This window comes from Pseudomonas sp. SDO5215_S409, assembly GCF_054071325.1.
This window is the reverse complement of record NZ_JBSVWN010000043.1, coordinates 1-25,371: the sequence shown is the minus strand read 5'-3', so window position 1 is coordinate 25,371 and position 25,371 is coordinate 1. Positions and strand designations below refer to the sequence as shown.

Below are 25,371 nucleotides of genomic sequence, written 5' to 3'. Positions count from 1 at the left end.
TTTGATCCGTAAATGTATATTGCTGCTCCAGGTGGGTCTGGTTCTGGTCGGCCTGGCGCTGGGTTTTTCTGCCTGGAAGCTGGACGCGGCCATCAACCAGCCGTTGAACCTGACCCAAGAGCAATTGCTGGACGTGCCCGTCGGTGCGACCCCTTCCGGCACCTTCAATCGCCTGGAAAACGATGGCGTGATCAAGGACGCCTTCTGGTTGCGCCTCTACTGGCGCTTCAACCTCGACGGCCAACCGCTGCACAGCGGCGAATACCGCATGACCCCGGGCCTGACCGCCCAAGGGTTGATCGGGCTGTGGCAGCGCGGCGAAGTGGTGCAATACAGCCTCACGTTGGTGGAAGGCTGGAACTTTCGCCAGGTGCGCGCCGCGCTGGGCAAGCACGAAAAAATCGAGCAGACCCTGGCGGGGCTCAGTGACAGCGAGGTGATGGAAAAGCTCGGCCACCCGGGCGTGTTCCCGGAAGGGCGTTTTTTCCCCGACACCTACCGCTTCGTGCGCGGCATGACCGATGTCGAGCTGCTGAAGAAATCCTACAACCGCCTGGACGATGTCCTCGCGCAGGAGTGGAGCAAGCGCGCGCCTGATGCGCCTTATACCGACCCCTATCAAGCCTTGATCATGGCCTCGCTGGTCGAGAAAGAAACCGGCGTGCCAGAAGAGCGCGGCCAGATTGCCGGTGTGTTCGTGCGCCGCCTGCAAGTGGGCATGTTGCTGCAAACCGACCCCACGGTGATCTACGGCCTGGGCGAGCGCTACAACGGAAAGCTGACCCGCGCCCATCTCAAAGAAGCCAACCCCTACAACACTTACATGGTGGCCGGGCTGCCGCCTACGCCGATTGCAATGGTGGGGCGCGAGGCGATCCATGCCGCCTTGAACCCGGTGCCGGGCAGCAGCCTTTACTTCGTTGCCCGGGGCGATGGCAGCCATCTGTTTTCCGACAACCTGGACGCCCATAACGCGGCCGTGCGCGAGTTTCAGCTCAAGCGCCGCGCCGACTATCGTTCCAGCCCCGCTCCGGTTGTGAAACCTACACAAGGCACGGCGCCCGCGCCCGATGCCGACGCACCGCAAAGCCCGCCCAACTCTGACTAAGGACTGCCTGTGACTGGCTTGTTTATTACCCTGGAAGGCCCGGAAGGCGCCGGTAAAAGCACCAACCGCGAATACCTCGCCGAGCGCCTGCGCGCCGAAGGCGTCGAGGTGGTGCTCACCCGTGAGCCGGGCGGTACGCCGCTGGCCGAGCGCATCCGCGACGTGCTGCTGGCTCCGGGCGACGAACAGATGAACCCGGACACCGAGCTGCTGTTGGTCTTCGCCGCCCGGGCCCAGCACCTTGCCGAAGTCATTCGCCCGGCGCTGGCCCGTGGCGCCGTGGTGATTTGCGACCGTTTTACCGATTCGACCTACGCCTACCAGGGCGGCGGTCGTGGCCTGTCCCTGGCCCGCATCGCCAGCCTTGAAACCTTCGTCCAGGGCGACTTGCGCCCCGACCTGACGCTGGTGTTCGACCTGCCAGTGGACATCGGCCTGGCCCGCGCCAGTGCCCGGGGCCGACTGGACCGTTTCGAGCTTGAAGGCCGAGTGTTTTTTGACGCCGTACGCAGCGCCTTTCTCCAGCGCGCCGCGGCGGACCCTGCGCGCTACTGCCTGCTGGATGCGGCCCAGCCGTTGGCCCAGGTTCAGCAGGCCATCGATGCCTTGTTGCCCTCCCTGCTGGAGCGTATCCGTGGCTGAAGCCTACCCGTGGCAGGAGAGTCTCTGGCAACAGTTGGCCGGCCGTCGCCAGCACGCCCACGCTTACCTGCTGCACGGGCCGGTCGGTATCGGCAAGCGCGCATTGGCCGAGCGCTTGATGGCCAGCCTGCTGTGCCAGCGGCCCGTGGCGCTTGAGGCGTGCGGTGAGTGCAAGGCCTGCCTGCTGCTCAAAGCGGGCAGCCACCCGGATAACTACGTGCTGGAACCGGAAGAGGCCGACAAGGCGATCAAGGTCGACCAGGTGCGCGACCTGGTCAGCTTCGTGGTGCAGACCGCGCAATTGGGCGGGCGCAAAGTGGTGCTGATCGAGCCGGTGGAGGCGATGAATATCAACGCCGCCAACGCCTTGCTCAAAAGCCTGGAAGAACCGTCCGGCGACACCGTGTTGTTGCTGGTCAGCCATCAGTCCAGCCGCCTGCTGCCGACCATTCGCAGCCGCTGCGTGCAACAGGCCTGCCCGTTGCCGGGCGAGGCGATGAGCTTGCAGTGGCTGGCCCAGGCGCTACCCGAGTGCAGCGAAGCCGAGCGGGTCGAACTGCTGACCCTGGCTGCCGGTTCGCCCCTGGCGGCCGTCAAATTGCAGGCCCAGGGCGTTCGCGAACAACGTGCGCTGGTGGTGGACGGGGTTAAAAAACTGCTCAAGCAAGAGCAGTCTGCCACCCAACTGGCTGAAACCGCGTGGAAAGACATTCCGCTGCTGCTGCTGTTCGACTGGTTCTGCGACTGGTCCAGCCTGATCCTGCGCTACCAACTGACCCAGGACGAAAACGGCCTGGGCCTGGCCGACATGCGCAAGGTCGTGCAATACCTGGCGCAAAAGAGCGCGCAGGACAAAGTGCTGAACATTCAGGACTGGATCCTCGCCCAGCGCCAGAAAATCCTCGGCAAGGCCAACCTCAATCGCGTCTTGCTGCTGGAGGCCCTGTTGGTGCAATGGGTCGGGTTGCTCGGCCGTCGTTAATTTCCGTGGCCGACGGGTGTATCGTCGGTCAGACTTTTCCCGTGACTCAAGTTGTAACTTCCTATGCTCGTAGACTCCCATTGCCACCTTGACCGCCTCGACCTGGCCCAGCACAACGGCTCCCTGGACGCCGCCCTCGACGCCGCACGCCAGCGCGGCGTCGGGCACTTTTTGTGCATTGGCGTGAGCGCGCAAAACGCCGCCGACGTCAAAGCCCTGGCCGAGCGTTACGCCGATGTGGACTGCTCGGTGGGCATCCACCCGCTGGACCTCACGCCCGGCGAAGCCCCGGCCCTCGACTGGCTGTTGAGTGAACTCAACCATCCACGGGTGGTGGCGATCGGCGAAACCGGCCTGGACTACCACTACGAACCCGAAGCCGCCCACTTGCAGCAGGCCTCGTTCCGCCTGCACCTGCAAGCTGCCGCGCAAACCGCCAAGCCGGTTATCGTCCACACCCGTGGCGCCCGTGCCGACACCCTGACCCTGCTGCGCGAAGCCGCATTGCCCCACGCCGGTGTGCTGCATTGCTTCACCGAAGACTGGGACATGGCCAAGGCCGCCCTCGACTTGGGCTTTTACATCTCGCTGTCGGGGATCGTCACCTTTCGCAACGCCGACGCCCTGCGCGACGTGGCCCGCCAGGTGCCCGCCGATCGCCTGCTGGTGGAAACCGACTCGCCGTATCTGGCGCCCATCCCCCATCGCGGCAAGCCAAACCTGCCGGAATACGTGCGCGACGTGGCGGAGTATCTGGCGATGCTGCGAGGCGTGCCCTACGAGCGTTTCGCCGAGCAGACCACCGAAAACTTCAAGCGCCTGTTCCCGCTGGCTCACGTGGCCTGAATCGCAGGCAAAAAAAAACCCGGGTTCTGGGGGGTGAATCCGGGCTAAGACCATTAGGAGTAAAACAAGGGCACACAGTCCGTCGGTACCCAGGTCGACGCGCCACTTGGGGGAGATGCCACGCCGACAGTTGAAGTATTGATCAGGATTGGATTCAGTCCAGTGCACATCTGGTCGTTTTTTAAACAGATTTGGAATACGCGCGCTTCGCTTGAGTTCTCATTGTGCCGCGCCAGGCGGTGTCATTTTCTGACCCGAATGCCCCCATTCGTTGGCGGACTGTCAGTTAACTGCAAAGTTTGTTCACATAGACGTTGCCCGGCGACCGTTCAGTCGGGATAATCCCGCGCACCGGGTAAAACGTTCCGCCAGGCCACGCCTGGGTCACGTTGCCCTCCCTCTATCGACCTCGGCAGACCTGTTCCCCATGCAAAAAGAACCCCGCAAGGTCCGTGAGTTTCGCCGCCGCGAGCAGGAAATTCTCGACACCGCACTCAAGTTATTCCTTGAACAAGGCGAAGACAGCGTCACCGTCGAGATGATCGCGGACGCCGTGGGTATCGGCAAAGGCACGATCTACAAGCACTTCAAGTCCAAGGCCGAGATCTACTTGCGCCTGATGCTCGACTACGAGCGCGACCTGAACGAGTTGCTGCATTCGGCCGATGTCGACAAGGACAAGGAGGCGCTGTCGCGCGCTTACTTCGAGTTCCGCATGCGTGACCCCCAGCGCTATCGCCTGTTCGACCGCCTGGAAGAAAAAGTGGTAAAAGGCCATCAGGTGCCGGAGATGGTCGAGGAGCTGCACAAGATCCGCGCCTCGAACTTCGAGCGCCTCACGCTGCTGATCAAGGGCCGCATCAGCGAAGGCAAGTTGGAAGATGTACCGCCGTATTTCCACTATTGCGCGGCCTGGGCCCTGGTGCACGGCGCCGTGGCGTTGTATCACTCGCCATTCTGGAGCAATGTGTTGGAAGATCAGGAAGGCTTTTTCCAGTTCTTGATGGACATTGGCGTGCGCATGGGCAACAAGCGCAAGCACAGCGGTGAAACCCCCGCCGTTCAATGATGGGCGGCTAGTTGTGTTAACCCGGGAATATACTCAGGCAAGGATCTTGCCAAAATCTGATTTTTAAGTCAGGTTCTGGTGCGCCCGATTTATCCTCTGCCGGAGTGATCCATGATCGTTGATCGTCAAGGCAGGCGCTTTCGCAATTTGCGGATCAGCCTGACCTCAGCCTGCAATTACGCTTGTACCTACTGCGTGCCCAATGGCAAGCGGCTGGTGGCTGCGCAGGACGAGCTGTCGGCAGAAGCGATGGCGCGGGGCGTCGAGTACTTGATCGAAGCCGCCGGTATCGAGCGCTTGCGCATCACGGGCGGCGAGCCGCTGGTGAGCCCCAAGCTCGAGGCGTTCATGCGGGCCGTGGGGCGCATGGGTTTGCATGACATCAGCCTGACCACCAACGGCCAATTATTGACACGCAAGTTGCCGTTGCTGGTGGACGCCGGGATTCGCCGGATCAACGTGTCCCTCGACACCCTCGACGCCGACGCTTTCCGGAGCATCGCCCGGGGCGGCGACTTGGCCAGCGTGCTCGACGGCATGGACCGCGCCAGCGCCGCCGGTATCAAGATCAAGGTCAACATGGTGCCCCTGCGCGGGCAGAACCTGGACCAGGTGATGCCGCTGCTCGATTACTGCCTGGAGCGGGGGTTCGAGCTGCGCTTCATTGAATTGATGCGCATGGGCCACCTGGCCAGCGACGCCAACAGCTTCCTGCAACAGTTCGTCAGCCTCCAGCAGCTGCTGAGCCTGATTGGCGACGCCCACGACTACCTGCAAGCCGACGCCCCGGTGGACGCCACCGCCGTGCGTTATCAAATCCCCGGTAAAGGCTTCTTTGGCGTGATTGCCAACGAAAGCGTGCCGTTCTGCCGGACGTGTTCACGCCTGCGCCTGTCATCCACCGGCTGGTTGCACGGCTGCCTGTCGTCGAGCAACCGCCATTATGTGGGCGACTTGCTCGACAAGCCCCGCCACCAGGCGCTGCCAGCGCTGCAGCGTTTGCTGGTCAAGGCGTTGGGCGACAAGCAGGAAGTGGCGTTCTCCGGCGGCGCCACCGTGATGAAGATCATCGGCGGCTGACACGCTGGCGAACTGGCGCAGAACCTGCATCTCGTGGCCATTCGCCGGTTTTCCGTCACCGGCCTCGGGAGGAACAGGATGCGTAGTCTGGTGTTGGTGCTGGCGTCGTTGGCGCTGGGTGGCTGCATGACCGTCAGCGATATGGCCGAAGGCACCCGCTATCAAATGAGCGATGCCGGGTTGCTGGACCACAGCGATACCCGTCGCACCGCGTCTATTCGCATACAGCCGGACTCCTTCGTCTACATTGCCCAGGGCGCGTTCACCCCGCCCGGCAGCGCTTACCCACGGCCCAACGTGGTGGCCGAAGAAGCCTTCAACGGGTTTGTCGAATACTTCCCCATGGTCCGCCGCGCCCGTGCGCCCGAAGGCCTGGAACAAGCCATGGCCGAAGCGCGGGCCGCCGGGGCGCATTACTTGCTGTACTGCCGGTTTGCCAAGGCAGACGACCGCATCGGCAACGCCGACGAGTGGGCCGACCAACAAGCCGTGGACCGCCTGGGGGTGGACAGCGGCGTGATTCAGATCATGCTGATCGAAACCAGCACCCAGTATTTGATCGATACTGCACGCATTCGCAGCCGTGGCGGTTTACTGACCTTCCACGACACCAAACCTGAAGACCTGATCGCCAAGCCCTTGGCGCAATACGCGCGGGGCCTGCTGGGCATGAGCGATCAGTGAGTGAAAAGGAGAGCCGCATGAGCGATTCGGCCAAGGCAGGCGACCTGCTGGCGCAACTGCCCAAAGGCAAGGGACCGGCCCCGGTGCACCTGTGGAACCCGGACTTTTGCGGCGACATCGACATGCGCATCGCCCGCGACGGCACCTGGTATTACCAAGGCACGCCGATTGGTCGCAAACCCATGGTCAAGCTGTTCTCCAACATCCTGCGCCGCGACGGCGATGATTATTTTCTGATCACGCCGGTGGAAAAAGTCGGGATCATCGTTGATGACGCCCCGTTCGTGGCCGTGATGCTGGAGGTGCAAGGGCAGGGCACAAGCCAGGTCCTGCGCTTCACCACCCAGGTGGATGAACAGGTCGAGGCCGGCCCGGCCCACGCGTTGCGGGTGCACATCGACCCGCTTACCCAGGAGCCCGCGCCTTACCTGTTGGTGCGCAACAACCTGGAAGCCCTGGTGCACCGCAACGTTTTTTACCAACTGGTCGAGTTGGCGGTGAGCCATCCGATCGACGGTCAAACGTGGCTCGGCGTGTGGAGCGCCGGGGTGTTTTTCCCTATCGGCCTTGAACCCTGACCCGGCTTTCCCTTACACAAACCGAATAATTCGCTTGCTGTAACGACAGCCTTCGATTATCAATTTGTACATGATTAAACATGTCCGATTTGATAAGAAAAAACGCGTCGTCGACGAAATGATCCGCCGTATCGAAGGTGGAGAAATGGCCGACGGCTTCCTGTTGCCGGGCGAGCACCAACTGGCCGAAGAGTTTGCCGTGAGCCGCGGCACGCTGCGTGAAGCCCTGGCCGAACTCAAGCGGCGCAGCTACATCGCGACCCAGAGCGGGGTGGGCTCCATCGTCACGTTTGACGGCATGGTGCTCGACCAGCGCAGCGGTTGGGCCCAGGCCCTGGCCGACAGCGGTGCCCGGGTGAGTACCGAGGTCCTGTGCCTGCAGGCCATCACCCGGCCGGACCTGCTCAGCCGCTACGGCAGCGACCAGTTCATCACCCTCGACCGCCTGCGTCGCCTGCCGGACGGCGTTGCCGTGTCGCTGGAGCGCTCGCTGATGCCCGCTTCCGGAGGCCTGGAAAGCCTGCCCGAGGTCGGCCTGATCGATAACTCCCTGACCATTACGCTGGCGGCCTACGGCTACGTGGGCGCCACCGGCGATCAGTGGATCGGCGCCGAACCCTTGAACGAAGCCGACGCCGCCTTGCTCGGCCGTCCGGTCGGCACGGTGTTTCTCAAGGCCCAACGCACCACCTACGACCGGCAGGACCGCTTCATGGAGCACGTCGAAAGCCTGCTCGACCCTGTGCACTTTCGCCTGCACCTTCAATTTGGAACGCCGACATGACCGCCCACACCCGCGCCCTCGGCGCCTTCTATGGCCTGGCCCTGGGCGATGCGCTCGGCATGCCCACCCAATCGCTGAGTCGCGAACAGGTGCGTGCGCGTTTTGGCTCGATCACCACCTTGCACGACGCCGGTGCCGACCAACCCATTGCGCCAGGCATGCCCAAGGGCTCGATTACCGATGACACCGAACAGGCGATCCTGGTGGGCCAGTTATTGGTGGACGGCCACGGCCACATCGAACCCAAGGTGCTGGCCCAGCGCCTGATCGACTGGGAAGCGGCGATGCGCGCCAAGGGGTCCCAGGACCTGCTGGGCCCTTCGACCAAACGCGCCATCGACCTGATCCTGGCCGGTCACACCCCCGAGGAATCCGGGCGCTACGGCACCACCAATGGCGCGGCCATGCGCATTACGCCGGTGGGCATTGCCGCGGATGTGAGCGACCCGGCGCGCTTTCTTCAGGCGGTGATCCAGGCTTGCCAGGTGACCCACAACACCAGCCTGGGCATCTCCAGCGCCGCGGCCGTGGCGGCGGTGATTTCCGCCGGTATCAACGGCGCCGACCTGGGCGAGGCGCTGAACCTGGGCGTACAGGTGGCACAACAGGCCGAAGGCCACGGGCACTGGGTGGCGGGCGGGCGCATTGCCACGCGCATCAGTTGGGCGCGCACGTTGAGCGTGGCCAGTGGCGACAAGGCGCTGTTCGCCGAGTTGCTTTACGAGTTGATCGGCACCTCGGTGGCGTCCCAGGAATCGGTGGTGGTGTCGTTCGCCCTGGCGCAACAAGTGGCCGTGGAGGAGATGGACGCGTTTGAAGCCGTGTGCCTGGCCGCGAGCCTGGGCGGCGACACCGACACCATCGCCGCGATCCTGGGCGCAATGCTCGGCGCGTGCCTGGGGCTGGCGTGCTGGCCAACGACGCTGATCGAGCAGGTCAAACAGGTCAACGGGCTCGACTTGCAGCCGCTGGTCGAGGGCCTGCTCAGGTTGCGCTGAAGGCCACCCAAAAAAATGTGGGAGGGGCGTCAGGCCCGCTCCCACAGGATCTTGATTGGGTCAGGAGGACCTAGCGTCGACTGCCACTCCCACAAGAAAAACAAGCGTCAGGAGCACACCCCATGAGTACGACTTCTTCCGGCCAAAGCGCCGGGCAATTGGAAACACGCGGCATCGAACCCGTCCCGGAGGCCGAGTGTAACGGCCACCCGCTGCAACTGTTCTGGGTGTGGTTCGCCGCCAACATCAGCATCCTCGGCTTGCCGCTGGGCGCGACCCTGGTGGCGTTTCGCGGCCTGGCCATTTGGCAGGCGATTATCGTCGCTATCTTGGGCGCGGCCGGTTCGTTCGCCGTGGTGGGGATCATCTCCATCGCAGGCCGTCGTGGCCGTGCGCCGAGCCTGACCCTGTCACGGGCGATTTTCGGCGTGCGCGGCAATATCGGTCCTACGCTGGTGTCGCTGATGTCCCGCCTGGGCTGGGAAACCGTCAACACCACCACGGCCGCTTTCGTACTGTTGTCGCTGTGCTCGATCCTGTTCAACTCGCCGGTAGAGGCCAAAAGCGCGCCGCTGTTGACCCTGCTGTTCATCGGCATTTTTGTATTGCTGACCTTGTCTGTGTCGGGCCTGGGCCATGCCACGTTGCTGGTGATCCAGAAGTGGGCCACCTACGTGTTCGGCGCGCTGAACATCCTGGTGGGCGGTTTTCTGTGTGCCACCATCGACTGGAGCGCCGTGTTCAACGCCACCCCGGCGCCGCTGAGCGCGATGATCATCGGCGTTGGCACCATGGCTGCTGGCACGGGGATCGGTTGGGCCAACGCCGGTGCCGACATGTCCCGTTACCAGCATCGCAGCGTCAAGGCCGCACGGTTGGTGGCGTCGGCCGCGTTTGGCGCAGGCATTCCGCTGGTGCTGTTGATTACCCTGGGCGGCCTGTTGTCGGTGGGCAACCATGACCTGGCCTCGGCCACCGACCCGATCATCGCGATCCGCGACATGCTGCCCACCTGGATGGCCGTGCCGTACCTGATCACCGCATTTGGCGGGCTGCTGTTGTCCAACAACCTGTCGGTGTACTCGGCAGGCCTCACCACCTTGACCCTGGGCCTCAAGGTCAAGCGCGTGCACGCGGTGATCGTCGACATCGTCGCGATCTTCGCCGGTTCCATTTATTTCATGCTGATCGCCGACAGTTTCTACGGGCCGTTCATCACCTTTATCTCCCTGCTGGCGGTGCCGATCACCGCGTGGGTCGGCATCTTTGTGGTCGACCTGATCCATCGCCATTACTACAGCCCCACCGACCTCCTGGACGTGAGCCCAGCCAGCGCTTATTGGTATCGCGGCGGGGTGGAATGGCGGGCGTTCGGCGCATGGGCGGTTGCGATCGCGCTGGGATTCAGTTTCACCACCATTGGCACCACCGCCGACAACATCTGGTTTGCCGGGCCGCTGTCCGATTCCTGGCTGGGCCATAACGGCCTGGGCTGGATCGTCACCTTTGTGGTGGGCGGCGGCCTTTATGCACTGCTGGGTGGCGCGACCGACCGTCGCCCGGCGTTGGTCGAGCGTGCTCATGTCTAGATTGCTGCACACCGGCCAGGTCATCGTTGACCTGGTCATGGCCCTGGACACCCTGCCCGCGAGCGGCGGCGACGTGCTGGCGCGATCTGCGAGCTTTGAGGCCGGTGGCGGCTTTAATGTGATGGCCGCCGCCCGGCGCAACGGATTGCCGGTGGTGTATCTGGGGCGACATGGCACTGGGCGTTTTGGCGACCTGGCCCGCGCGGCCATGCAGGCCGAGGGCATTGAAATGGCGCTGGCCGCCAGCGCAGGCAAGGACACCGGCCTGTGCGTGTCGCTGACCGAAGCCAGCACCGAGCGCACGTTTATTTCCCACCTGGGCGCCGAAGGCGAGTTGGGCGCCCAGGACCTGGCCAACAGCGCGCCACGTGGCGACGACTATGTGTATGTCAGCGGCTACAGCCTGCTCCTGGAGGGCAAGGCCCAGCCGTTGATCGACTGGTTATTGGCGTTGCCACGGGCGATCAGCGTGGTGTTCGACCCGGGCCCGCTGGTAAAGGCGCCGGACTCGGCCTTGATGCAAGCCTTGCTGCCGCGCATCGACATCTGGACCAGCAACGGCCCGGAAACCCTGGCGTTCACCGGGGCGAGCACACTGGCCAGCGCCTTGCCGTCGCTGCGCGCCCACCTGCCCGCCGAGGCGTTGATGGTGGTGCGCGACGGCCCCAACGGCTGCTGGGTGAGCCAGCACGGGCAGGTCGAGCACGTGCCAGGCTTCAAGGTGCAGGCGGTGGACAGCAACGGTGCGGGCGATGCCCATGCCGGTGTGTTCATCGCCGCGTTGGCGGGCGGCCTGCCCGTGCTCGCCGCCGCGCGACGGGCAAATGCTGCGGCCGCCTTGGCGGTCACCCGTTGGGGCCCGGCCACCTCGCCCGGCACCGCAGAAGTGGACGCCCTGTTGCACACCAGCGAGCGCTGACCAATGCATGAAAAACCCTGAGGGAGCAGGCGCCCTCAGGGTTTTTTTTGCGCTTGAAACCCGCGCGTCGACGCCTTACTCGCTGTCCAGCCTGCGCGCCGCGTCCACGCCCGAAGCTGTCAGTTTGATCGGCAGGTTGAGCGCGTGTTCGCCCGCATCGTTGCAGGTGACGTGGCCGTTCTGAATCAAGCCCCGTTCCTGCAAGCCAGCCAGGGCGCTGACCACCACTTTTTCACCCCGATAGTTGTCCAGCACCTCCTTGCCCAAGCCGCTGGGGTGGGCATGCAACAGGCGGGTGAGGACTTCTTTTTCCAGGTTCTTGTCGACGTTCATGCGTACCTCTTCATGGGGAAATGATCGGGTGGGTGTGCGTCTGCCAGTGGCTTACGGCGCGGGCTGCTTGGGCGCGCCCGGGATGTTGGAGTCATCGCCTGGGGTCTTGATGGCGCCAGGGCCCATCTTGCCGTTCGGCACGGCGCCGCCACCGCGGTTGGTGTCGTTGCCTTGGGTGCGCGGGTCTTTGCTGTTGTCGATGAGGGCGCCGCCATTGGTGTCCATGCCGGTGCCCATGGAGCCTTTGGATTCTTCGGTGGCCGGGTTGGGCGGGCTGCCGATGGGGTCGGTCTTGCCGGTGGAACTGGTGGCCGCAAAGGCGCTGAGGGAGGCCGCAGACAGCAGGCCGGTGAGGGCGAGGGCGGCAAGCTTGGAAGTTTTCATGAGGTGTCTCCTTATGATTAAAGTCCGTACCTGATATTGGTCCGCCCCTGTTTGCGGTTGGTGCCGGGGCAACGACGAACGGTCGAAGGTGACGTGTAAGTTTTTGTGTTGCGACCAACGGTCAAGGCGCTCGGCTTTGTTCAAGTGCCGTACAGCTGGCAGGCCTTTGGCGGGGCGCGTCTCTTGCCCGGGCACGCCTGTGGCTGGCGGGCTACCCGGCACCGGGGTTGTCCATCAGCCATGAGGCCGGTTTTTGCGTGGCGGCGGTGAACCTGCATGGCCCGGTCGGGGTTGACGTGATGGCCCTGCAACAGATCCCAGACTGGCAGGCAGTGGCGCTGGATTACCTGGGGCCTGGCGTGGCTGCCCAAGTGAATGCCGCTCCCCAGGCGCATCGCGCGGCGCTGTTCGCACAGGCCTGGTGCGGGCGTGAAGCACGGCTTAAATGTGCGGGGATAGGGCTTGCGGAGTGGTCGGACGAGGCCGCGCCAGCCTGTCACGTATTTGAACTGGTCTTGCCCGGCGGATGGGTGGGGGCATTGGCCTTGCCAGCACCCTGCGGGTTGATGGGTCAGGCGGTTTCGCCCAGCCCGCCGATTTCGTCGACGAACGTGTCCATGAAGTCCTTCAGGCGCTCGTGGCGGACCTGCGCCAGATGCTGGCCCGTCGGCGTCTGAAAACCTTGGGCCAGGTGCAGCAGCTTGGCCTGGAAGTGGTCCAGGGCGAAGCGCTTGTCGTCGAGTTCGCGGTGCTGGGCCAGCGGGTCTGCCGGGTCGTAGAGCGCGCTGCGCATGCGCCCCGCTGTGTAGAACGTACGCACCACGCCCAGCAGGCCCAAGGAGTCGAGGCGGTCGGCGTCCTGTATGATCCTGGCTTCCAGCGAGGTGGGCACGAGGCCTGCCGAAAAGCTGTGCGTTTCGATCGCGTGGGTAATCGCGCCGATTCGCGCCGTTGCCCAGTTCAGTTCCTGCAGGATTTGCCCGGCCTTTGCCGCCGCCAGCACCGAGGCCTTGGAGCGCAGAGGCGAGTTCTTCTCCACCGCCACGCAGTCATGCAGCAACACGGCGGCCAGTAGCACTTCGAGATCGCCGCCTTCCTCGGCCTGGATCAGTCGCGCGTTGTGCCATACCCGCTGCAGGTGGGACAGGTCGTGGGCGCCGTCCTCCGAAGGCTCGAGGGCGTAAGGCATAAGCGTGGCGGCGAGGTCGGACAAGGGAGCGAAAGACATGAATATTCTCAATGGGTGAAAGCCGCCTAAGATATCCGTGAAAGAAATTGCACTGCAATCGTTTATCAAACCCTCTTAGTATGTGCGCTTTGCGTCATCACAAGGCCCGCTCATGACCATCGAGATTCGCCCCGCCGTGCCCAGCGATGCTGCGCAGATCCTGACGTTTATCACCGAACTGGCCGACTACGAGAAAGCCCGCCACGAAGTGATCGCCAGCGTCGCCGACATCGAACGCAGCCTGTTCAGTGAGGGTGCCACCGCCCACGGCCTGATCTGCCTGCGTGACGGGTTGCCCATCGGGTTCGCGGTGTTTTTCTTCAGCTATTCCACCTGGCTGGGCAGCAATTGCCTGTACCTCGAAGACCTGTATATCAACCCCGAGCAACGGGGTGGCGGGGCGGGCAAGAAGTTGCTGCGCCACCTGGCCCGGATCGCCTGCGACAACGGTTGCGGGCGTTTCGAGTGGAGCGTGCTGGACTGGAACGAACCGGCGATTGCCTTCTACAAATCCATCGGCGCCCAGCCTCAGGAAGAGTGGGTGCGCTACCGCATGGAAGGGGACGCCCTGCGCGAGTTCGCTCAGGGTTGAGGTCATCGCGGGCCCGCCCGCTCACCTATTTTCTGGCGGTGTGAACTCCTTTAAGGCCCGGCACGGTTGTCGGGTTTTTTACATCTTCTCTCAAAATATGGGATGCAAATTTATATATTGAGATATTTCAAGGTCTGGGTTTATAGTCGCCTGCATCGGCTTTCACTACCAAAAATAAAACAGGTGACGCGATGCAGGCACAACCGTTGTCTTTACCTGCGGTGCCCGAGCCAACGTACGGCGAGCGGCTAAAGAACAAAGTGGTGGTCATCACCGGCGCGGCGCAGGGGATTGGCGAGGCGATCGTCGCCTGCTTCCAGGCCCAGCAGGCGCGGTTGGTGATCGGCGATATCCAGGCCGAGAAGGTCGAGCACGTCGCCGCCCACTGGCGTGAACGCGGCGCCGAGGTTTACGCGCAAGCGGTCGACATCACCTCGCAGGACCAGTGGCGCAGCCTGGTGGACGTGGCCATTGAGCGCTTTGGCCGGGTGGATGTGCTGGTCAACTGCGCGGGCGTCAATGTGTTCCGCGACCCGCTGCAAATGACCGAGGAAGACTGGCGCCGCTGCTTTGCCATCGACCTGGACGGCGCCTGGTACGGCTGCCGCGCGGTGCTCCCGCACATGATCGAGCAGGGCATCGGCAACATCATCAACATTGCGTCCACCCATTCCAGCCACATCATTCCCGGCTGCTTTCCGTACCCGGTGGCCAAGCACGGCCTGCTGGGCCTCACCCGCGCGCTGGGCATCGAGTACGCGCCCAAGGGCGTTCGCGTCAACGCCATCGCCCCGGGTTATATCGAAACCCAGCTCAACGTCGATTACTGGAACGGCTTCCCCGACCCCCACGCCGAGCGCCAGCGCGCGTTCGACCTGCACCCGCCCAAGCGCATCGGCCAGCCTGTGGAGGTGGCGATGACCGCGCTGTTTTTGGCGACCGACGAGGCGCCCTTCATCAATGCCACCTGCCTGATGATCGATGGCGGGCGCTCGGTGATGTACCACGACTAAACCTATAACGCTCCATAACAAGAGGTGGTTTATGTTCAACAAGACCCTGCGTACCCTGGTTGCCGCCGCCGCTCTGGGCAGCCTTAGCACCCTGGCCTCGGCCGAAGACGTGAAGATCGGGTTTCTGGTGAAACAGGCTGAAGAGCCGTGGTTCCAGACCGAATGGGCGTTTGCCGAAAAAGCCGGCAAGGACCATGGCTTCACCGTGATCAAGATCGCCGTGCCCGACGGCGAAAAAACCCTCTCGGCCATCGACACCCTGGCCGCCAACGGCGCCAAGGGCTTTGTGATTTGCCCGCCGGACGTGTCCCTGGGCCCGGCGATCATGGCCAAGGCCAAGCTCAATAACCTCAAAGTGCTGGCCGTGGACGACCGCTTCGTCGATGCCAAGGGCAAGCCCATGGAAGACGTGCCTTACGTAGGCCTGGACGCCTACAAGATCGGCCAGAAGCAAGGCGAGGCGATGGCCGCCGAAGCGAAAAAACGCGGCTGGGACTGGAAAGAAACCTACGCGGTCATCAACACCTTCGACGAGCTGGAAACCGGCAAGAAACGCACCGACGGTTCGGTCGAAGGGCTCAAGGCCGCCGGCCTGCCCGCCGACCATATCCTGTTCAACGCCCAGAAAACCCTCGACGTGCCGGGGGCCATGGACTCCACCAACTCGGCCCTGGTGAAACTGCCCGGCGGCGCGAAAAACCTGATCATCGGCGGCATGAACGACAGCACCGTGCTGGGCGGCGTGCGCGCCACCGAAAGCGCAGGCTTCAAGGCCGCCAACGTGATCGGCGTGGGCATCAATGGCACTGACGCCATCGAAGAGCTTAAAAAGGCGGACACCGGCTTTTACGGCTCCATGCTGCTGAGCCCCGACGCGTCCGGCTACAAGACCGCCACGGCGATGTATGAGTGGGTGACCCACGGCACCGAGCCTGCCAAGTTCACCGCACTGGACAATGTCACGTTGATCACCCGCGCCAACTTCAAGGACGAGTTGAGCAAGATCGGCCTGTGGAAATGAACGGCGCGGCCCTGCGTTTCAACGGTATCGGCAAGGAGTTCCCCGGCGTAAAGGCGCTGGCGCAGATCAGCTTTGAAGCGCGGCCCGCCTCGGTGCATGCGCTGATGGGCGAGAACGGCGCGGGCAAGTCCACGCTGCTAAAGATCCTCGGCGGGTTTTACCCGCCCAACAGCGGCAGCCTGCACTTGGGCGAGCAGCCGGTGAGCTTCAAGTCGGCGGCCGACAGCATCGCCAGCGGCATTGCGGTGATCCACCAGGAACTGCAACTGGTACCGGAGATGACCGTCGCCGAAAACCTGCTGCTGGGGCACATGCCCACACGGTGGGGCGTGGTCAACCGGGGCGCGATGCTGCGCAAGGCGCGGGACTTGCTCAAGGGCCTGGCGGACGAAATCGACCCCTCGGCGCGCCTGGGCAGCCTGTCCCTGGGCCAGCGCCAACTGGTGGAAATCGCCAAGGCCATGTCGCGCAATGCCCATGTGATCGCCTTTGACGAGCCCACCAGCAGCCTGTCGGCGCGGGAGATCGAGCGGCTGATGGTGATCATCGCCCGGTTGCGGGACGAGGGCCGGGTGATTTTGTACGTGTCCCATCGCATGGAAGAGGTGTTTCGCATTTGTGATGCGGTCACGGTGTTCAAGGACGGGCGCTACGTGCGTACGTTCGAGGACATGGCCCAGTTGAGCGTCGATCAATTGGTGAGTTGCATGGTTGGGCGCGACATCCAGGACATCTACAACTACCGCCCGCGCGAGCACCAGGGGCAAGCTTTGCGCGTCGAGGGTTTGCTCGGGCCGGGGTTGCAGGAACCGGTGAGCCTTGCGGTGAACAAGGGCGAGATTCTTGGGTTGTTCGGGCTGGTGGGGGCCGGGCGCACGGAGCTGTTGCGCCTGTTGGCCGGGCTGTCGCGCAGCACCCAGGGGACGCTGGTGTTGCACGGGCAAACGCAGGCGTTCAAGTCGCCGCGCGATGCCATCGCGGCGGGTGTGTTGCTGTGCCCCGAGGACCGCAAGAAAGAAGGCATCGTGCCCCGCGCCAGCGTGGCAGAGAACATCAACATCAGCGCGCGCCGCGAGCATGCGCGGTTTGGCTGGCTGATCCAGGGCGGCTGGGAGCGGGCCAACGCCCGGCGCCAGATCAGCGCGTTGAACATCCGCACACCGTCGCCGCAGCAGCCGATTCTGTTCTTGTCGGGCGGCAACCAGCAAAAGGCGATTCTGGGGCGCTGGCTGTCGATGCCCATGAAAGTGCTGCTGCTGGACGAGCCGACCCGTGGCATCGACATCGGGGCCAAGTCCGAGATCTACCAGATCATCCACACCCTGGCTGCCAGCGGCATCGCGGTGATTGTGGTGTCCAGCGACCTGATGGAAGTGATGGGCATCAGCGACCGCATCCTGGTGATGAGCGAGGGCGCCCTGACCGGCGAATTGACCCGTGAGCAGGCCGACGAAGCGCGGCTGTTGCAATTGGCGCTCCCGCGTTTGCGGGACTGAATACAACGAGGTGGGTATGTCACAGGTAAAAACCGCGAGAAGCGTCTGGCCGGGGTTCAACGCACGCAGGTTTCTCGACGACTGGGTGATGCTGCTGGCGGCCTTGGGCATCTTTGTGCTGAGCGCCGTGTTTATCGACAACTTCCTCTCGCCGCTGAACATGCGTGGCCTGGGCCTGGCGATTTCCACCGTGGGCATTGCGGCGTGCACCATGCTGTTCTGCCTGGCGTCGGGGCATTTCGACCTGTCGGTGGGCTCGGTGATCGCCTGTTCCGGGGTGGTGGCGGGCATTGTGATCCGCGACACCGACAGCGTGGTATTCGGCGTGGCGGCGGCGCTGGCCATGGGGCTGGTGGTGGGGTTGATCAACGGCATCGTGATCGCCAAGTTGCGCATCAATGCGTTGATCACCACGCTGGCGACCATGCAGATCGTGCGGGGGCTGGCGTACATCTTTTCCAACGGCAAGGCCGTGGGCGTGATGGACGAAGGTTTTTTTGTGTTTGGCAACGGCCAGCTGTTTGGCGTACCGGTGCCGATTGTCATCACCGTGCTGTGCTTTGTGTTTTTTGGCTGGCTGCTGAACTACACGACGTACGGGCGCAACACCATGGCCATTGGCGGCAACCCGGAAGCCGCGCTGCTGGCCGGGGTGAATGTGGACCGCACCAAGATCATCATTTTTGCCGTGCACGGGGTGATCGGGGCGCTGGCCGGGGTGATCCTGGCCTCGCGGATGACGTCGGGCCAGCCGATGATCGGGCAAGGGTTCGAGTTGACGGTGATCTCGGCGTGCGTGCTGGGCGGGGTGTCGCTCAGTGGCGGGATCGGGATGATCCGGCATGTGATCGCCGGGGTGCTGATTTTGGCGATCATCGAAAACGCGATGAACCTGAAAAACATCGACACCTTCTACCAGTACGTGATTCGCGGCTCGATCCTGCTGCTGGCAGTGATCATCGACCGCCTGAAACAACGCTGAGCGGTGTGTGCCGGCAGGCGGTATGCGCCATAATGCCGCGGTTTTCGTACCTCCCAATAGGCCCGATATGCAGGAAAACGTTGCGAACCCCGCCAAAGACGCCGCCCCCACCGGCACCCAGACCCTGCTGCGTGGCCTGGGCGTGGTGCACGCCGTGGCCGCTGGCGCGCGGGACCTCAAGGAAATCGCCCGGCGCATCGGCACCACCCGCAGCACCACGCACCGCCTGGCCAGTTGCCTGGTGGACGAGCGTTACCTGCGCGTAGTGCCGCAAGTGGGTTACCTGCTGGGGCCCAAGCTGATCGAGCTGGGGTTCCAGGCGCGTGAAGAGTTGCCGTTGGTGAGCCTGGCCATGCCGTACCTGGACGAGTTGTCGGCCCTGACCGGCGACACCGTGCACCTGGCCATTCGCGAATACGACGAGGTGCTGTACCTGCACAAGAACCCGGGGCGAAACGGCCCAGAAATGCGCTCGCGGGTCGGCCACCGTATGCCGCTGGCGCGCACGGGAATCGGCAAGGCCTTGCTGCTCGATGACACGCCGCAAGAGTGGCAACGCCTGTATGAGGTGAGCCTGCCGGCGGGCGGGAAAAACCCGCAATGGCCGCAGCACACCGAGCAGTCCTGGGCGCAGTTCGAGCAGCGCATGCAGGAATACGTCGCGGGCGGTTATGCGTTCGACCTGGAAGACAACGAACCGTCGATCCGTTGCGTGGCGGCCCCGGTGCGCGATGCCAGTCGGCGCATTGTCGCCGGTATCAGCATCGCCAGCACCGTGCCCTACATGCCGCTTGCGAAAATGGCCGAGCTGATTCCCGTGATCAAACAGGTCACCGCCCGGCTGTCTGCGGAGTTGGGCGCCAAAGGCTGATCAGGCCTTGAGGGTGGCCATGTCGATCACGAAGCGGTACTTCACGTCGCCCGCGATCATGCGGCTGTAGGCTTCGTTGATGTGGCGGATGTCGAGCATTTCGATGTCGCAGGTGATGGCGTGTTCGGCGCAGAAATCCAGGACTTCCTGGGTTTCGGCAATGCCGCCGATCAACGAGCCGGCCAGCACTTTGCGGCCCATCACCAGCTTGGTGGCGTTGACGGGCGGGTCTACCGGCTCGATCAGGCCCACCAGGATATGCACGCCGTCAAAGCGCAGGGTGTCCAGGTAGGGGTTCAAATCGTGCTGGACCGGGATGGTGTCCAGCAGGAAGTCGAAATACCCGGCCGCGGCGGCCATCTGTTCGGCATCGGTGGACACGATCACCCGGTCGGCGCCCTGGCGGCGGCCTTCTTCGGCCTTGCTGGCCGAGCGGGTGAACAGCGTGACTTCAGCGCCCATGGCCTTGGCGAACTTGATGCCCATGTGCCCCAGGCCGCCCATGCCCAGTACGCCGACCTTGTCACCGGGCTTGACGCCGTAGTGCTTGAGCGGCGAGTAGGTGGTGATGCCCGCGCACAAAATGGGCGCGGCGCTGGCCGGGTCCAGGGCGGCGGGGATTTTCACCACGAAATGTTCGCTGACCACGATGCTGTCGGAGTAGCCGCCCATGGTGTTGCTGCCGTCTACACGGTCGGGGGTGGCGTAGGTCATGGTCGGGCCCTGCAGGCAATATTGCTCCAGGTTCGCCTCGCAGGCGTCGCAGTGGCGGCACGAGTCGACCATGCAACCCACACCGACCAGGTCGCCCACCTTATGGGCGGTGACCGCCGCGCCGATCTCGGTGACCCGCCCGACGATCTCGTGGCCGGGCATCAGCGGGTACACGGCAATGCCCCATTCGTTGCGGGCCTGATGGATGTCGGAGTGGCAGACGCCGCAGTAGAGGATCTCGATGGCCACGTCATCGGCGCGCGGGCTGCGGCGCTGGAATGACAGGGGGGCGAGGGGAGTAGTGGCCGACTGGGCGGCGTAACCGATGGCGGTGTACATGGCAAAACCTCGTAAGCGCTTTAATAGCAGAGGCGGCGAATTTTGCGTACCCGCTCCCGGTGCGAACATGGCGAATGCTCCGAGTCTCATGCCTATTCGTCCGGGAGTGCCGGTGGATTGGATCCCTCTGGCGCCAGACCTGCGATGATGCTGGCATCCCCTTTTTGCGAAGTTTTTTTGCCATGTTGTTGACCCGTCATCTTGATGCCAACGCCGCGATGGTCGAGCTGATTGACGCCCTGGCCCCCGCCGACGGTTTTTCCCCCACGCACCTGCCGGGTGTGCAGGTGCTGCGCGCCAGTTGCGATGTGGCGCGTGGGCCGCAGATCTACGAGCCGAGCCTGATGATCGTCGCGCAGGGCGGCAAGGTGGCGTACCTGGGCCCGCGCACGCTGGAGTACGGCGCCGGGCATTACCTGATCCAGGCCATGCCGGTGCCTTTTGAATGCGAGACGTTTGCCAGGCCCAACGCGCCGTTGCTGGGGGTGACCGTGGGCATCGACCGGGTGGTGCTGGGCGAACTGGTGATGGCCATGGGCATTCAGGCCGGGCCACCGCCCGCGGCGCAAACACTGGAGTCGATGAGCTCAGTGGTGCTCGACGACGCGATGCGCGGGTGCGTGGAGCGGCTGTTGCAGTGCCTGCAGGACCCGCTGGAGAGCCAGATTCTGGGGCCTGCGCGGGTGCGTGAATTGCTGTTTGCCGCACTGCGCGGGCCACAGGCGGACGTGTTGCGTGCGCTGGTGGAGCAGCAGGGGCAGTTTTCCCGGGTGGCGACGTCGCTCCATCACTTGCATGCCCATTACGCCGAGCCGTTGAACATCGAGACGCTGGCGGGCTATGCGCACATGAGCGCGTCCACGTTTCATGAGCATTTCAAGCGCTGCACGTTGTTGTCGCCGGTGCAGTACCTGAAGCGATTGCGCTTGCTCAAGGCCCAGCAGTTGCTGCTGGTGGACGGCATGGGCGTGGCGCAGGCGGCGCACAGCGTGGGGTATCAGAGCACGTCGCAGTTCAGCCGCGAGTACAAGCGTTACTTCGAGCGCAGCCCCGGGGAGGAGCGGGCGGCCTAGGGCTGCCATCACGCGCCATGAAAAAGGCCCCCGTTCGGGGGCCTTCATCGGCTTACATGTTCGGGTAGGTCGGCCCGCCCGCGCCTTCGGGCGTTACCCAGGTGATGTTCTGCGAAGGGTCCTTGATGTCACAGGTCTTGCAGTGCACGCAGTTCTGGGCGTTGATCTGGAAGCGCTTTTCGCCGTCTTCCTGGGTGATCACCTCGTACACGCCCGCCGGGCAGTAGCGCTGCGCCGGTTCATCGTAGAGCGGCAGGTTAGTGCCGATCGGGATGCTTGCGTCCTTGAGCTTGAGGTGGCACGGCTGCTCTTCTTCATGGTTGGTGCTGGAGAGGAACACCGAGCTCAGCTTGTCGAAACTCAACTTGCCGTCGGGTTTGGGGTACTGGATCTTCTGGCTGTCTTTGGCGAGCTTGAGGCACGCGTAGTCTGGCGTGGTGTCGTGCAGGGTGAACGGCAGTTTGCCGCCCAGAATGTTCTGGTCGAGCCAGTTGAAGCCTGCGCCGAGGATCGGGCCGAACTTGTGCATCGCCGGGCCGAAGTTACGGCTGGCGAAGAGTTCTTCGTACAGCCAGCTGTTCTTGAAGCTGTCGACGTAGGCGGTCAGTTCGTCACCGCCTTCGGACTCGGCGAACAGGCGATCGGCCACGGCCTCGGCAGCGAGCATGCCGGACTTCATGGCGGTGTGGCTGCCCTTGATCTTGGCGAAGTTCAGCGTGCCCAGGTCGCACCCGATCAGCGCGCCACCCTTGAACACCATCTTGGGCAGCGAGTTCAGGCCGCCTTTGCAGATGGCGCGCGCGCCGTAGCTGATGCGCTTGCCGCCTTCCAGGTACTGCTTGAGCACCGGGTGGTGCTTGAGGCGCTGGAACTCGTCGAACGGCGACAGGAAGGTGTTGCGGTAGGACAGGTCCACGATCAGGCCGACCACCACTTGGTTGTTTTCCAGGTGATAGAGGAACGAGCCACCGGTGTTTTCGGCGCGCAGGATGTCCAGCGGCCAGCCCGCGGTGTGCACCACCAGGCCGGGTTGGTGCTTGGCCGGGTCGATTTCCCAGATTTCCTTGAGGCCGATGCCGTAGTGCTGGGCGTCGGCGTCGCTGTCCAGGTTGAAGCGCTGGATCAGTTGCTTGCCGATGTGGCCACGGCAGCCTTCGGCGAACAGGGTGTACTTGCCGCGCAGTTCCATGCCGGGGGTGTACAGGCCCTCTTTCGGGTGGCCTTCGCGGTCGACGCCCAGGTCCCCGGTGATGATCCCGCGCACCACGCCGTTTTCGTCGATCAGCGCTTGCTGGGCAGCAAAGCCTGGGTAGATCTCCACGCCCAGGTTTTCGGCCTGCTGGGCGAGCCAGCGGCACAGGTTGCCCAGGGAAATGATGTAGTTGCCTTCGTTGTGCATGGTCTTGGGCACAAAGAAGTCAGGCACCTTGGTGGAGGTTTGCTCGCCACGCAGTACATAGATGTCATCGCGCACCACCGGGGTGTTGAGCGGGGCGCCGAGTTCTTTCCAGTCGGGGAACAATTCGTTCAGGGCCCGTGGCTCGAATACGGCACCGGACAGGATATGTGCGCCGACTTCGGAGCCTTTTTCGACCACGCAGACGCTGATTTCCTTACCGGCTTCGGCGGCCTTCTGCTTCAATCGGCAGGCGGCGGACAGTCCCGCCGGGCCAGCGCCGACGATGACCACGTCGAATTCCATGTATTCGCGTTCCACAGGCTATCTCCTACTCAAGGCTCAACGGCTTTTTTCTAATGGGTGGAGTTCGGTAATTAGTCCGGCCTTACTTGCAGAAATCTCCCGCAAGGAATAGGGAAGGACCCACCTTTCTCTCTAGGCGGCGCATTATATCTACACCACTCCCAGCGTCCAATACAAACGTTTGTTTGAATTGCTCGCACGCTAGGAAAATCAAAGCAGCGCGGCATGTCACGGACCTTTTTGCCGTATTGACCAGAATAGGCGTTCCGGTCAAGATACGGTCGGTTTTGCGCATACCGTAGGCAGACTGCTGCTTTCAAGAGCACGTCCAAAGGCACGATAAAGGCAAAAAGGGTGACGTGTGCGCAGGCAATGGCGCGCAGTTTACACGCCGCGATAAAGAATGACCTCTCAGTCACGACTGACGAACGGTCATCATTCCCGTGAGCAAGACACCCGGCCGTCGATTACCGGCGTTTTTGGAGGTGCCCTTGTGTGCCGATGAGCATCAACCGCCAGGTTCGCCTAGGCGACTTTCTTTTCACCGGAGAGTAACGAGGAATCCATGAAGGTTCTTGTAGCTGTCAAACGCGTTGTCGATTACAACGTGAAAGTTCGCGTCAAGGCGGACAATTCCGGCGTCGACCTCGCTAACGTCAAAATGTCGATGAACCCGTTCTGCGAAATCGCCGTAGAAGAAGCCGTACGCCTGAAAGAGAAAGGCGTTGCGACTGAAATCGTCGTCGTGTCCATCGGTCCGACCACTGCCCAAGAGCAGCTGCGTACCGCCCTGGCACTGGGGGCTGACCGCGCCATTCTCGTCGAGTCGGCTGAAGACCTGACCTCGCTGGCCGTGGCCAAGCTGCTCAAGGCCGTTGTCGACAAGGAACAGCCTCAGCTGGTGATCCTGGGCAAGCAAGCCATCGACAGCGACAACAACCAGACCGGCCAGATGCTGGCTGCACTGACCGGTTACGGCCAGGGCACGTTCGCGTCCAAGGTTGAAGTGAGCGGCGACAGCGTTGCCGTGACCCGCGAAATCGACGGCGGCGCACAGACCGTTTCGTTGAAACTGCCGGCCATCGTCACCACCGACCTGCGTTTGAACGAGCCGCGCTACGCGTCCCTGCCAAACATCATGAAAGCCAAGAAGAAGCCGCTCGAGTCGGTGACGCCGGACGCGTTGGGCGTTTCCACGGCCTCCACCAACAAGACCGTCAAAGTCGAAGCGCCTGCGGCACGCAGCGCGGGTATCAAGGTCAAGTCGGTGGCTGAACTGGTCGAGAAACTGAAAAACGAAGCGAAGGTAATCTGATCATGACTATCTTGGTAATCGCTGAACACGACAACAAGGTGCTGGCCCCGGCCACCCTGAACACCGTGGCCGCCGCTGCAAAAATCGGTGGCGACATTCACGTGCTGGTCGCAGGTCAGGGCGCAGGCGCCGTGGCTGAAGCCGCCGCCAATGTGGCAGGCGTGAGCAAAGTACTGCTGGCCGACAACGCCGCTTACGCGCACCAGTTGCCGGAAAACGTGGCCCCTCTGGTGGCCGAACTGGGCGCTGGCTACAGCCACATCCTGGCGGCCGCCACCTCCAACGGCAAAAACATCCTGCCACGCGTTGCCGCGCAGCTGGACGTTGACCAGATCTCCGAGATCGTCTCGGTCGAAAGCGCTGACACCTTCAAGCGCCCGATCTACGCCGGTAACGCCATTGCCACCGTGCAATCGACGGCGTCGGTCAAAGTGATCACCGTGCGTGCCACCGGTTTCGACCCGGTCGCCGCTCAAGGCGGTTCGGCGGCTGTTGAAGCGGTGGGCGCTGCCCACGACGCGGGCACGTCCAGCTTTGTGGGCGAAGAGCTGGCCAAGTCGGACCGTCCTGAGCTGACCGCCGCCAAGATCGTCGTGTCGGGCGGTCGTGGCATGCAGAACGGTGACAACTTCAAGCACCTGTACACCCTGGCCGACAAGCTGGGCGCTGCGGTGGGCGCTTCGCGCGCGGCCGTCGATGCAGGCTTCGTACCCAACGACATGCAGGTCGGCCAGACCGGCAAGATCGTTGCGCCACAGCTGTACATCGCCGTCGGTATTTCCGGCGCGATCCAGCACCTGGCCGGTATGAAAGACTCCAAAGTGATCGTCGCGATCAACAAGGACGAAGAAGCACCGATCTTCCAGGTGGCCGACTACGGCCTGGTGGCCGACCTGTTCGAAGCCGTACCTGAGCTGTCGACGCTGGTCTAATCCGGCGGCTTCACTTATAAAGAGCCCGGTCCTGTGACCGGGCTTTTTTTTGGTTCTTCACGGATTACCGGGAAAGTCATTCTTGATCTTCATGAAA

The 25,371-nt window shown here is 63.2% G+C and carries 27 protein-coding genes; 22 read left to right on the top strand and 5 right to left on the bottom strand.

Annotated features, from left to right (window positions below; all coding sequences use genetic code 11):
* Position 1: 1 nt before the first annotated feature.
* The 12 genes from mltG to ACW9H9_RS20380 all read left to right on the top strand — a co-directional run bounded on the left by mltG (position 2) and on the right by ACW9H9_RS20380 (position 11,279).
* Entirely contained in the window at positions 2-1,108 is a 1,107-nt protein-coding gene (mltG, locus tag ACW9H9_RS20435) for an endolytic transglycosylase MltG (RefSeq protein WP_457344957.1), read from the top strand.
* A 9-nt stretch (positions 1,109-1,117) separates the two neighbouring features.
* The gene (gene tmk / locus ACW9H9_RS20430) at positions 1,118-1,750 is read left to right on the top strand and encodes a dTMP kinase (RefSeq protein ID WP_457344958.1); all 633 of its coding nucleotides are present in this window, start codon (positions 1,118-1,120) and stop codon (positions 1,748-1,750) included.
* A complete protein-coding gene (locus tag ACW9H9_RS20425; protein ID WP_457344959.1) occupies positions 1,743-2,732 on the top strand; it encodes a DNA polymerase III subunit delta' in 990 nt (329 codons plus the stop codon). The genes tmk and ACW9H9_RS20425 overlap by 8 nt, the downstream gene beginning before the upstream one ends.
* A gap of 63 nt (positions 2,733-2,795) precedes the next feature.
* On the top strand, positions 2,796-3,578 hold the full coding sequence (locus ACW9H9_RS20420) for a TatD family hydrolase (RefSeq protein WP_457344960.1): 783 nt from the start codon (positions 2,796-2,798) through the stop codon (positions 3,576-3,578).
* Positions 3,579-4,005: 427 nt separating this feature from the next.
* The gene (locus ACW9H9_RS20415) at positions 4,006-4,647 is read left to right on the top strand and encodes a TetR/AcrR family transcriptional regulator (RefSeq protein ID WP_457344961.1); all 642 of its coding nucleotides are present in this window, start codon (positions 4,006-4,008) and stop codon (positions 4,645-4,647) included.
* A gap of 111 nt (positions 4,648-4,758) precedes the next feature.
* Positions 4,759-5,727 (top strand): GTP 3',8-cyclase MoaA, encoded by a 969-nt coding sequence (locus ACW9H9_RS20410; protein WP_457344962.1) that lies wholly within the window; start codon positions 4,759-4,761, stop codon positions 5,725-5,727.
* Between the two features lie 78 nt (positions 5,728-5,805).
* Positions 5,806-6,411: a DUF4823 domain-containing protein gene (locus ACW9H9_RS20405; RefSeq protein ID WP_457344963.1), complete on the top strand. Its 606-nt coding sequence runs from the start codon at positions 5,806-5,808 to the stop codon at positions 6,409-6,411.
* A gap of 17 nt (positions 6,412-6,428) precedes the next feature.
* The gene (locus tag ACW9H9_RS20400; protein WP_457344964.1) at positions 6,429-6,989 is read left to right on the top strand and encodes a DUF1285 domain-containing protein; all 561 of its coding nucleotides are present in this window, start codon (positions 6,429-6,431) and stop codon (positions 6,987-6,989) included.
* A 70-nt stretch (positions 6,990-7,059) separates the two neighbouring features.
* Positions 7,060-7,773 carry a GntR family transcriptional regulator gene (locus tag ACW9H9_RS20395; RefSeq protein WP_457344965.1) on the top strand — a complete coding sequence of 238 codons (714 nt, stop codon included), beginning with the start codon at positions 7,060-7,062 and terminating at the stop codon, positions 7,771-7,773.
* Entirely contained in the window at positions 7,770-8,771 is a 1,002-nt protein-coding gene (locus ACW9H9_RS20390; RefSeq protein ID WP_457344966.1) for an ADP-ribosylglycohydrolase family protein, read from the top strand. Before ACW9H9_RS20395 ends, ACW9H9_RS20390 begins: the two co-directional genes overlap by 4 nt.
* A 122-nt stretch (positions 8,772-8,893) precedes the next feature.
* Positions 8,894-10,360, top strand: coding sequence for a purine-cytosine permease family protein (locus tag ACW9H9_RS20385; protein ID WP_457344967.1), 1,467 nt, complete (start codon positions 8,894-8,896; stop codon positions 10,358-10,360).
* Positions 10,353-11,279, top strand: coding sequence for a PfkB family carbohydrate kinase (locus ACW9H9_RS20380; RefSeq protein ID WP_457344968.1), 927 nt, complete (start codon positions 10,353-10,355; stop codon positions 11,277-11,279). The genes ACW9H9_RS20385 and ACW9H9_RS20380 overlap by 8 nt, the downstream gene beginning before the upstream one ends.
* 75 nt (positions 11,280-11,354) lie before the next feature.
* Here ACW9H9_RS20380 and ACW9H9_RS20375 read toward each other — a convergent pair whose 3' ends face one another.
* Together ACW9H9_RS20375 and ACW9H9_RS20370 are read right to left on the bottom strand one after the other, a co-directional pair.
* A complete protein-coding gene (locus tag ACW9H9_RS20375; protein ID WP_457344969.1) occupies positions 11,355-11,612 on the bottom strand; it encodes a hypothetical protein in 258 nt (85 codons plus the stop codon).
* Positions 11,613-11,663: 51 nt separating this feature from the next.
* On the bottom strand, positions 11,664-11,996 hold the full coding sequence (locus ACW9H9_RS20370; RefSeq protein WP_457344970.1) for a hypothetical protein: 333 nt from the start codon (positions 11,994-11,996) through the stop codon (positions 11,664-11,666).
* A 257-nt stretch (positions 11,997-12,253) separates the two neighbouring features.
* Between ACW9H9_RS20370 and ACW9H9_RS20365 the strand changes: the two genes are divergently transcribed.
* Positions 12,254-12,673, top strand: a complete 420-nt coding sequence (locus ACW9H9_RS20365) for a 4'-phosphopantetheinyl transferase superfamily protein (protein ID WP_457370531.1) — start codon at positions 12,254-12,256, stop codon at positions 12,671-12,673.
* On the opposite strand, the gene ACW9H9_RS20360 is transcribed toward ACW9H9_RS20365, so the two are convergent.
* Positions 12,568-13,224 carry an HD domain-containing protein gene (locus ACW9H9_RS20360; protein ID WP_457344971.1) on the bottom strand — a complete coding sequence of 219 codons (657 nt, stop codon included), beginning with the start codon at positions 13,222-13,224 and terminating at the stop codon, positions 12,568-12,570. The genes ACW9H9_RS20365 and ACW9H9_RS20360 overlap by 106 nt on opposite strands.
* Positions 13,225-13,336: 112 nt before the next feature.
* On the opposite strand from ACW9H9_RS20360, the gene ACW9H9_RS20355 reads away from it, so the two are divergent.
* The 6 genes from ACW9H9_RS20355 (at position 13,337) to ACW9H9_RS20330 (ending at position 19,199) form a co-directional block, all read left to right on the top strand.
* The gene (locus ACW9H9_RS20355; RefSeq protein WP_457344972.1) at positions 13,337-13,816 is read left to right on the top strand and encodes an N-acetyltransferase family protein; all 480 of its coding nucleotides are present in this window, start codon (positions 13,337-13,339) and stop codon (positions 13,814-13,816) included.
* Positions 13,817-14,007: 191 nt separating this feature from the next.
* A complete protein-coding gene (locus ACW9H9_RS20350) occupies positions 14,008-14,829 on the top strand; it encodes an SDR family oxidoreductase (protein ID WP_457344973.1) in 822 nt (273 codons plus the stop codon).
* A gap of 31 nt (positions 14,830-14,860) precedes the next feature.
* Entirely contained in the window at positions 14,861-15,850 is a 990-nt protein-coding gene (locus ACW9H9_RS20345) for a substrate-binding domain-containing protein (RefSeq protein WP_457344974.1), read from the top strand.
* Complete coding sequence (gene araG, locus ACW9H9_RS20340; RefSeq protein WP_457344982.1) at positions 15,847-17,346, top strand: L-arabinose ABC transporter ATP-binding protein AraG; 1,500 nt, start codon at positions 15,847-15,849, stop codon at positions 17,344-17,346. Before ACW9H9_RS20345 ends, araG begins: the two co-directional genes overlap by 4 nt.
* A 16-nt stretch (positions 17,347-17,362) precedes the next feature.
* Positions 17,363-18,328: an L-arabinose ABC transporter permease AraH gene (gene araH, locus ACW9H9_RS20335; RefSeq protein ID WP_457344975.1), complete on the top strand. Its 966-nt coding sequence runs from the start codon at positions 17,363-17,365 to the stop codon at positions 18,326-18,328.
* Positions 18,329-18,395: 67 nt separating this feature from the next.
* Positions 18,396-19,199, top strand: coding sequence for an IclR family transcriptional regulator (locus ACW9H9_RS20330; RefSeq protein WP_457344976.1), 804 nt, complete (start codon positions 18,396-18,398; stop codon positions 19,197-19,199).
* Here ACW9H9_RS20330 and ACW9H9_RS20325 read toward each other — a convergent pair whose 3' ends face one another.
* Positions 19,200-20,252, bottom strand: coding sequence for an NAD(P)-dependent alcohol dehydrogenase (locus tag ACW9H9_RS20325; protein ID WP_457344977.1), 1,053 nt, complete (start codon positions 20,250-20,252; stop codon positions 19,200-19,202). It abuts the gene before it with no gap.
* 182 nt (positions 20,253-20,434) lie between these two features.
* Here ACW9H9_RS20325 and ACW9H9_RS20320 point away from each other — a divergent pair, with 182 nt between their 5' ends.
* The gene (locus ACW9H9_RS20320) at positions 20,435-21,325 is read left to right on the top strand and encodes an AraC family transcriptional regulator N-terminal domain-containing protein (protein ID WP_457344978.1); all 891 of its coding nucleotides are present in this window, start codon (positions 20,435-20,437) and stop codon (positions 21,323-21,325) included.
* A 52-nt stretch (positions 21,326-21,377) separates the two neighbouring features.
* Here ACW9H9_RS20320 and ACW9H9_RS20315 read toward each other — a convergent pair whose 3' ends face one another.
* On the bottom strand, positions 21,378-23,042 hold the full coding sequence (locus ACW9H9_RS20315) for an electron transfer flavoprotein-ubiquinone oxidoreductase (protein WP_457344979.1): 1,665 nt from the start codon (positions 23,040-23,042) through the stop codon (positions 21,378-21,380).
* A gap of 550 nt (positions 23,043-23,592) precedes the next feature.
* Between ACW9H9_RS20315 and ACW9H9_RS20310 the strand changes: the two genes are divergently transcribed.
* Positions 23,593-24,342, top strand: a complete 750-nt coding sequence (locus ACW9H9_RS20310) for an electron transfer flavoprotein subunit beta/FixA family protein (protein WP_105697633.1) — start codon at positions 23,593-23,595, stop codon at positions 24,340-24,342.
* A gap of 2 nt (positions 24,343-24,344) precedes the next feature.
* Positions 24,345-25,274: an electron transfer flavoprotein subunit alpha/FixB family protein gene (locus tag ACW9H9_RS20305; protein WP_457344980.1), complete on the top strand. Its 930-nt coding sequence runs from the start codon at positions 24,345-24,347 to the stop codon at positions 25,272-25,274.
* Positions 25,275-25,371: the final 97 nt, after the last annotated feature.

Excerpts from the sequence above, each read along its gene's own strand:
- ACW9H9_RS20350 (WP_457344973.1), top strand. The coding sequence starts at position 14,008 with ATGCAGGCACAACCGTTGTCTTTACCTGCGGTGCCCGAGCCAACGTAC.
- ACW9H9_RS20395 (WP_457344965.1), top strand. The coding sequence starts at position 7,060 with ATGATTAAACATGTCCGATTTGATAAGAAAAAACGCGTCGTCGACGAA.
- ACW9H9_RS20360 (WP_457344971.1), bottom strand. The coding sequence starts at position 13,224 with ATGTCTTTCGCTCCCTTGTCCGACCTCGCCGCCACGCTTATGCCTTAC.
- ACW9H9_RS20375 (WP_457344969.1), bottom strand. The coding sequence starts at position 11,612 with ATGAACGTCGACAAGAACCTGGAAAAAGAAGTCCTCACCCGCCTGTTG.
- ACW9H9_RS20390 (WP_457344966.1), top strand. The coding sequence starts at position 7,770 with ATGACCGCCCACACCCGCGCCCTCGGCGCCTTCTATGGCCTGGCCCTG.
- araH (WP_457344975.1), top strand. The coding sequence starts at position 17,363 with ATGTCACAGGTAAAAACCGCGAGAAGCGTCTGGCCGGGGTTCAACGCA.
- ACW9H9_RS20355 (WP_457344972.1), top strand. The coding sequence starts at position 13,337 with ATGACCATCGAGATTCGCCCCGCCGTGCCCAGCGATGCTGCGCAGATC.
- ACW9H9_RS20410 (WP_457344962.1), top strand. The coding sequence starts at position 4,759 with ATGATCGTTGATCGTCAAGGCAGGCGCTTTCGCAATTTGCGGATCAGC.
- ACW9H9_RS20370 (WP_457344970.1), bottom strand. The coding sequence starts at position 11,996 with ATGAAAACTTCCAAGCTTGCCGCCCTCGCCCTCACCGGCCTGCTGTCT.
- ACW9H9_RS20330 (WP_457344976.1), top strand. The coding sequence starts at position 18,396 with ATGCAGGAAAACGTTGCGAACCCCGCCAAAGACGCCGCCCCCACCGGC.
- ACW9H9_RS20325 (WP_457344977.1), bottom strand. The coding sequence starts at position 20,252 with ATGTACACCGCCATCGGTTACGCCGCCCAGTCGGCCACTACTCCCCTC.
- araG (WP_457344982.1), top strand. The coding sequence starts at position 15,847 with ATGAACGGCGCGGCCCTGCGTTTCAACGGTATCGGCAAGGAGTTCCCC.
- ACW9H9_RS20420 (WP_457344960.1), top strand. The coding sequence starts at position 2,796 with ATGCTCGTAGACTCCCATTGCCACCTTGACCGCCTCGACCTGGCCCAG.
- ACW9H9_RS20310 (WP_105697633.1), top strand. The coding sequence starts at position 23,593 with ATGAAGGTTCTTGTAGCTGTCAAACGCGTTGTCGATTACAACGTGAAA.
- ACW9H9_RS20320 (WP_457344978.1), top strand. The coding sequence starts at position 20,435 with ATGTTGTTGACCCGTCATCTTGATGCCAACGCCGCGATGGTCGAGCTG.
- ACW9H9_RS20405 (WP_457344963.1), top strand. The coding sequence starts at position 5,806 with ATGCGTAGTCTGGTGTTGGTGCTGGCGTCGTTGGCGCTGGGTGGCTGC.
- ACW9H9_RS20385 (WP_457344967.1), top strand. The coding sequence starts at position 8,894 with ATGAGTACGACTTCTTCCGGCCAAAGCGCCGGGCAATTGGAAACACGC.
- ACW9H9_RS20400 (WP_457344964.1), top strand. The coding sequence starts at position 6,429 with ATGAGCGATTCGGCCAAGGCAGGCGACCTGCTGGCGCAACTGCCCAAA.
- ACW9H9_RS20380 (WP_457344968.1), top strand. The coding sequence starts at position 10,353 with ATGTCTAGATTGCTGCACACCGGCCAGGTCATCGTTGACCTGGTCATG.
- ACW9H9_RS20415 (WP_457344961.1), top strand. The coding sequence starts at position 4,006 with ATGCAAAAAGAACCCCGCAAGGTCCGTGAGTTTCGCCGCCGCGAGCAG.
- ACW9H9_RS20345 (WP_457344974.1), top strand. The coding sequence starts at position 14,861 with ATGTTCAACAAGACCCTGCGTACCCTGGTTGCCGCCGCCGCTCTGGGC.
- ACW9H9_RS20305 (WP_457344980.1), top strand. The coding sequence starts at position 24,345 with ATGACTATCTTGGTAATCGCTGAACACGACAACAAGGTGCTGGCCCCG.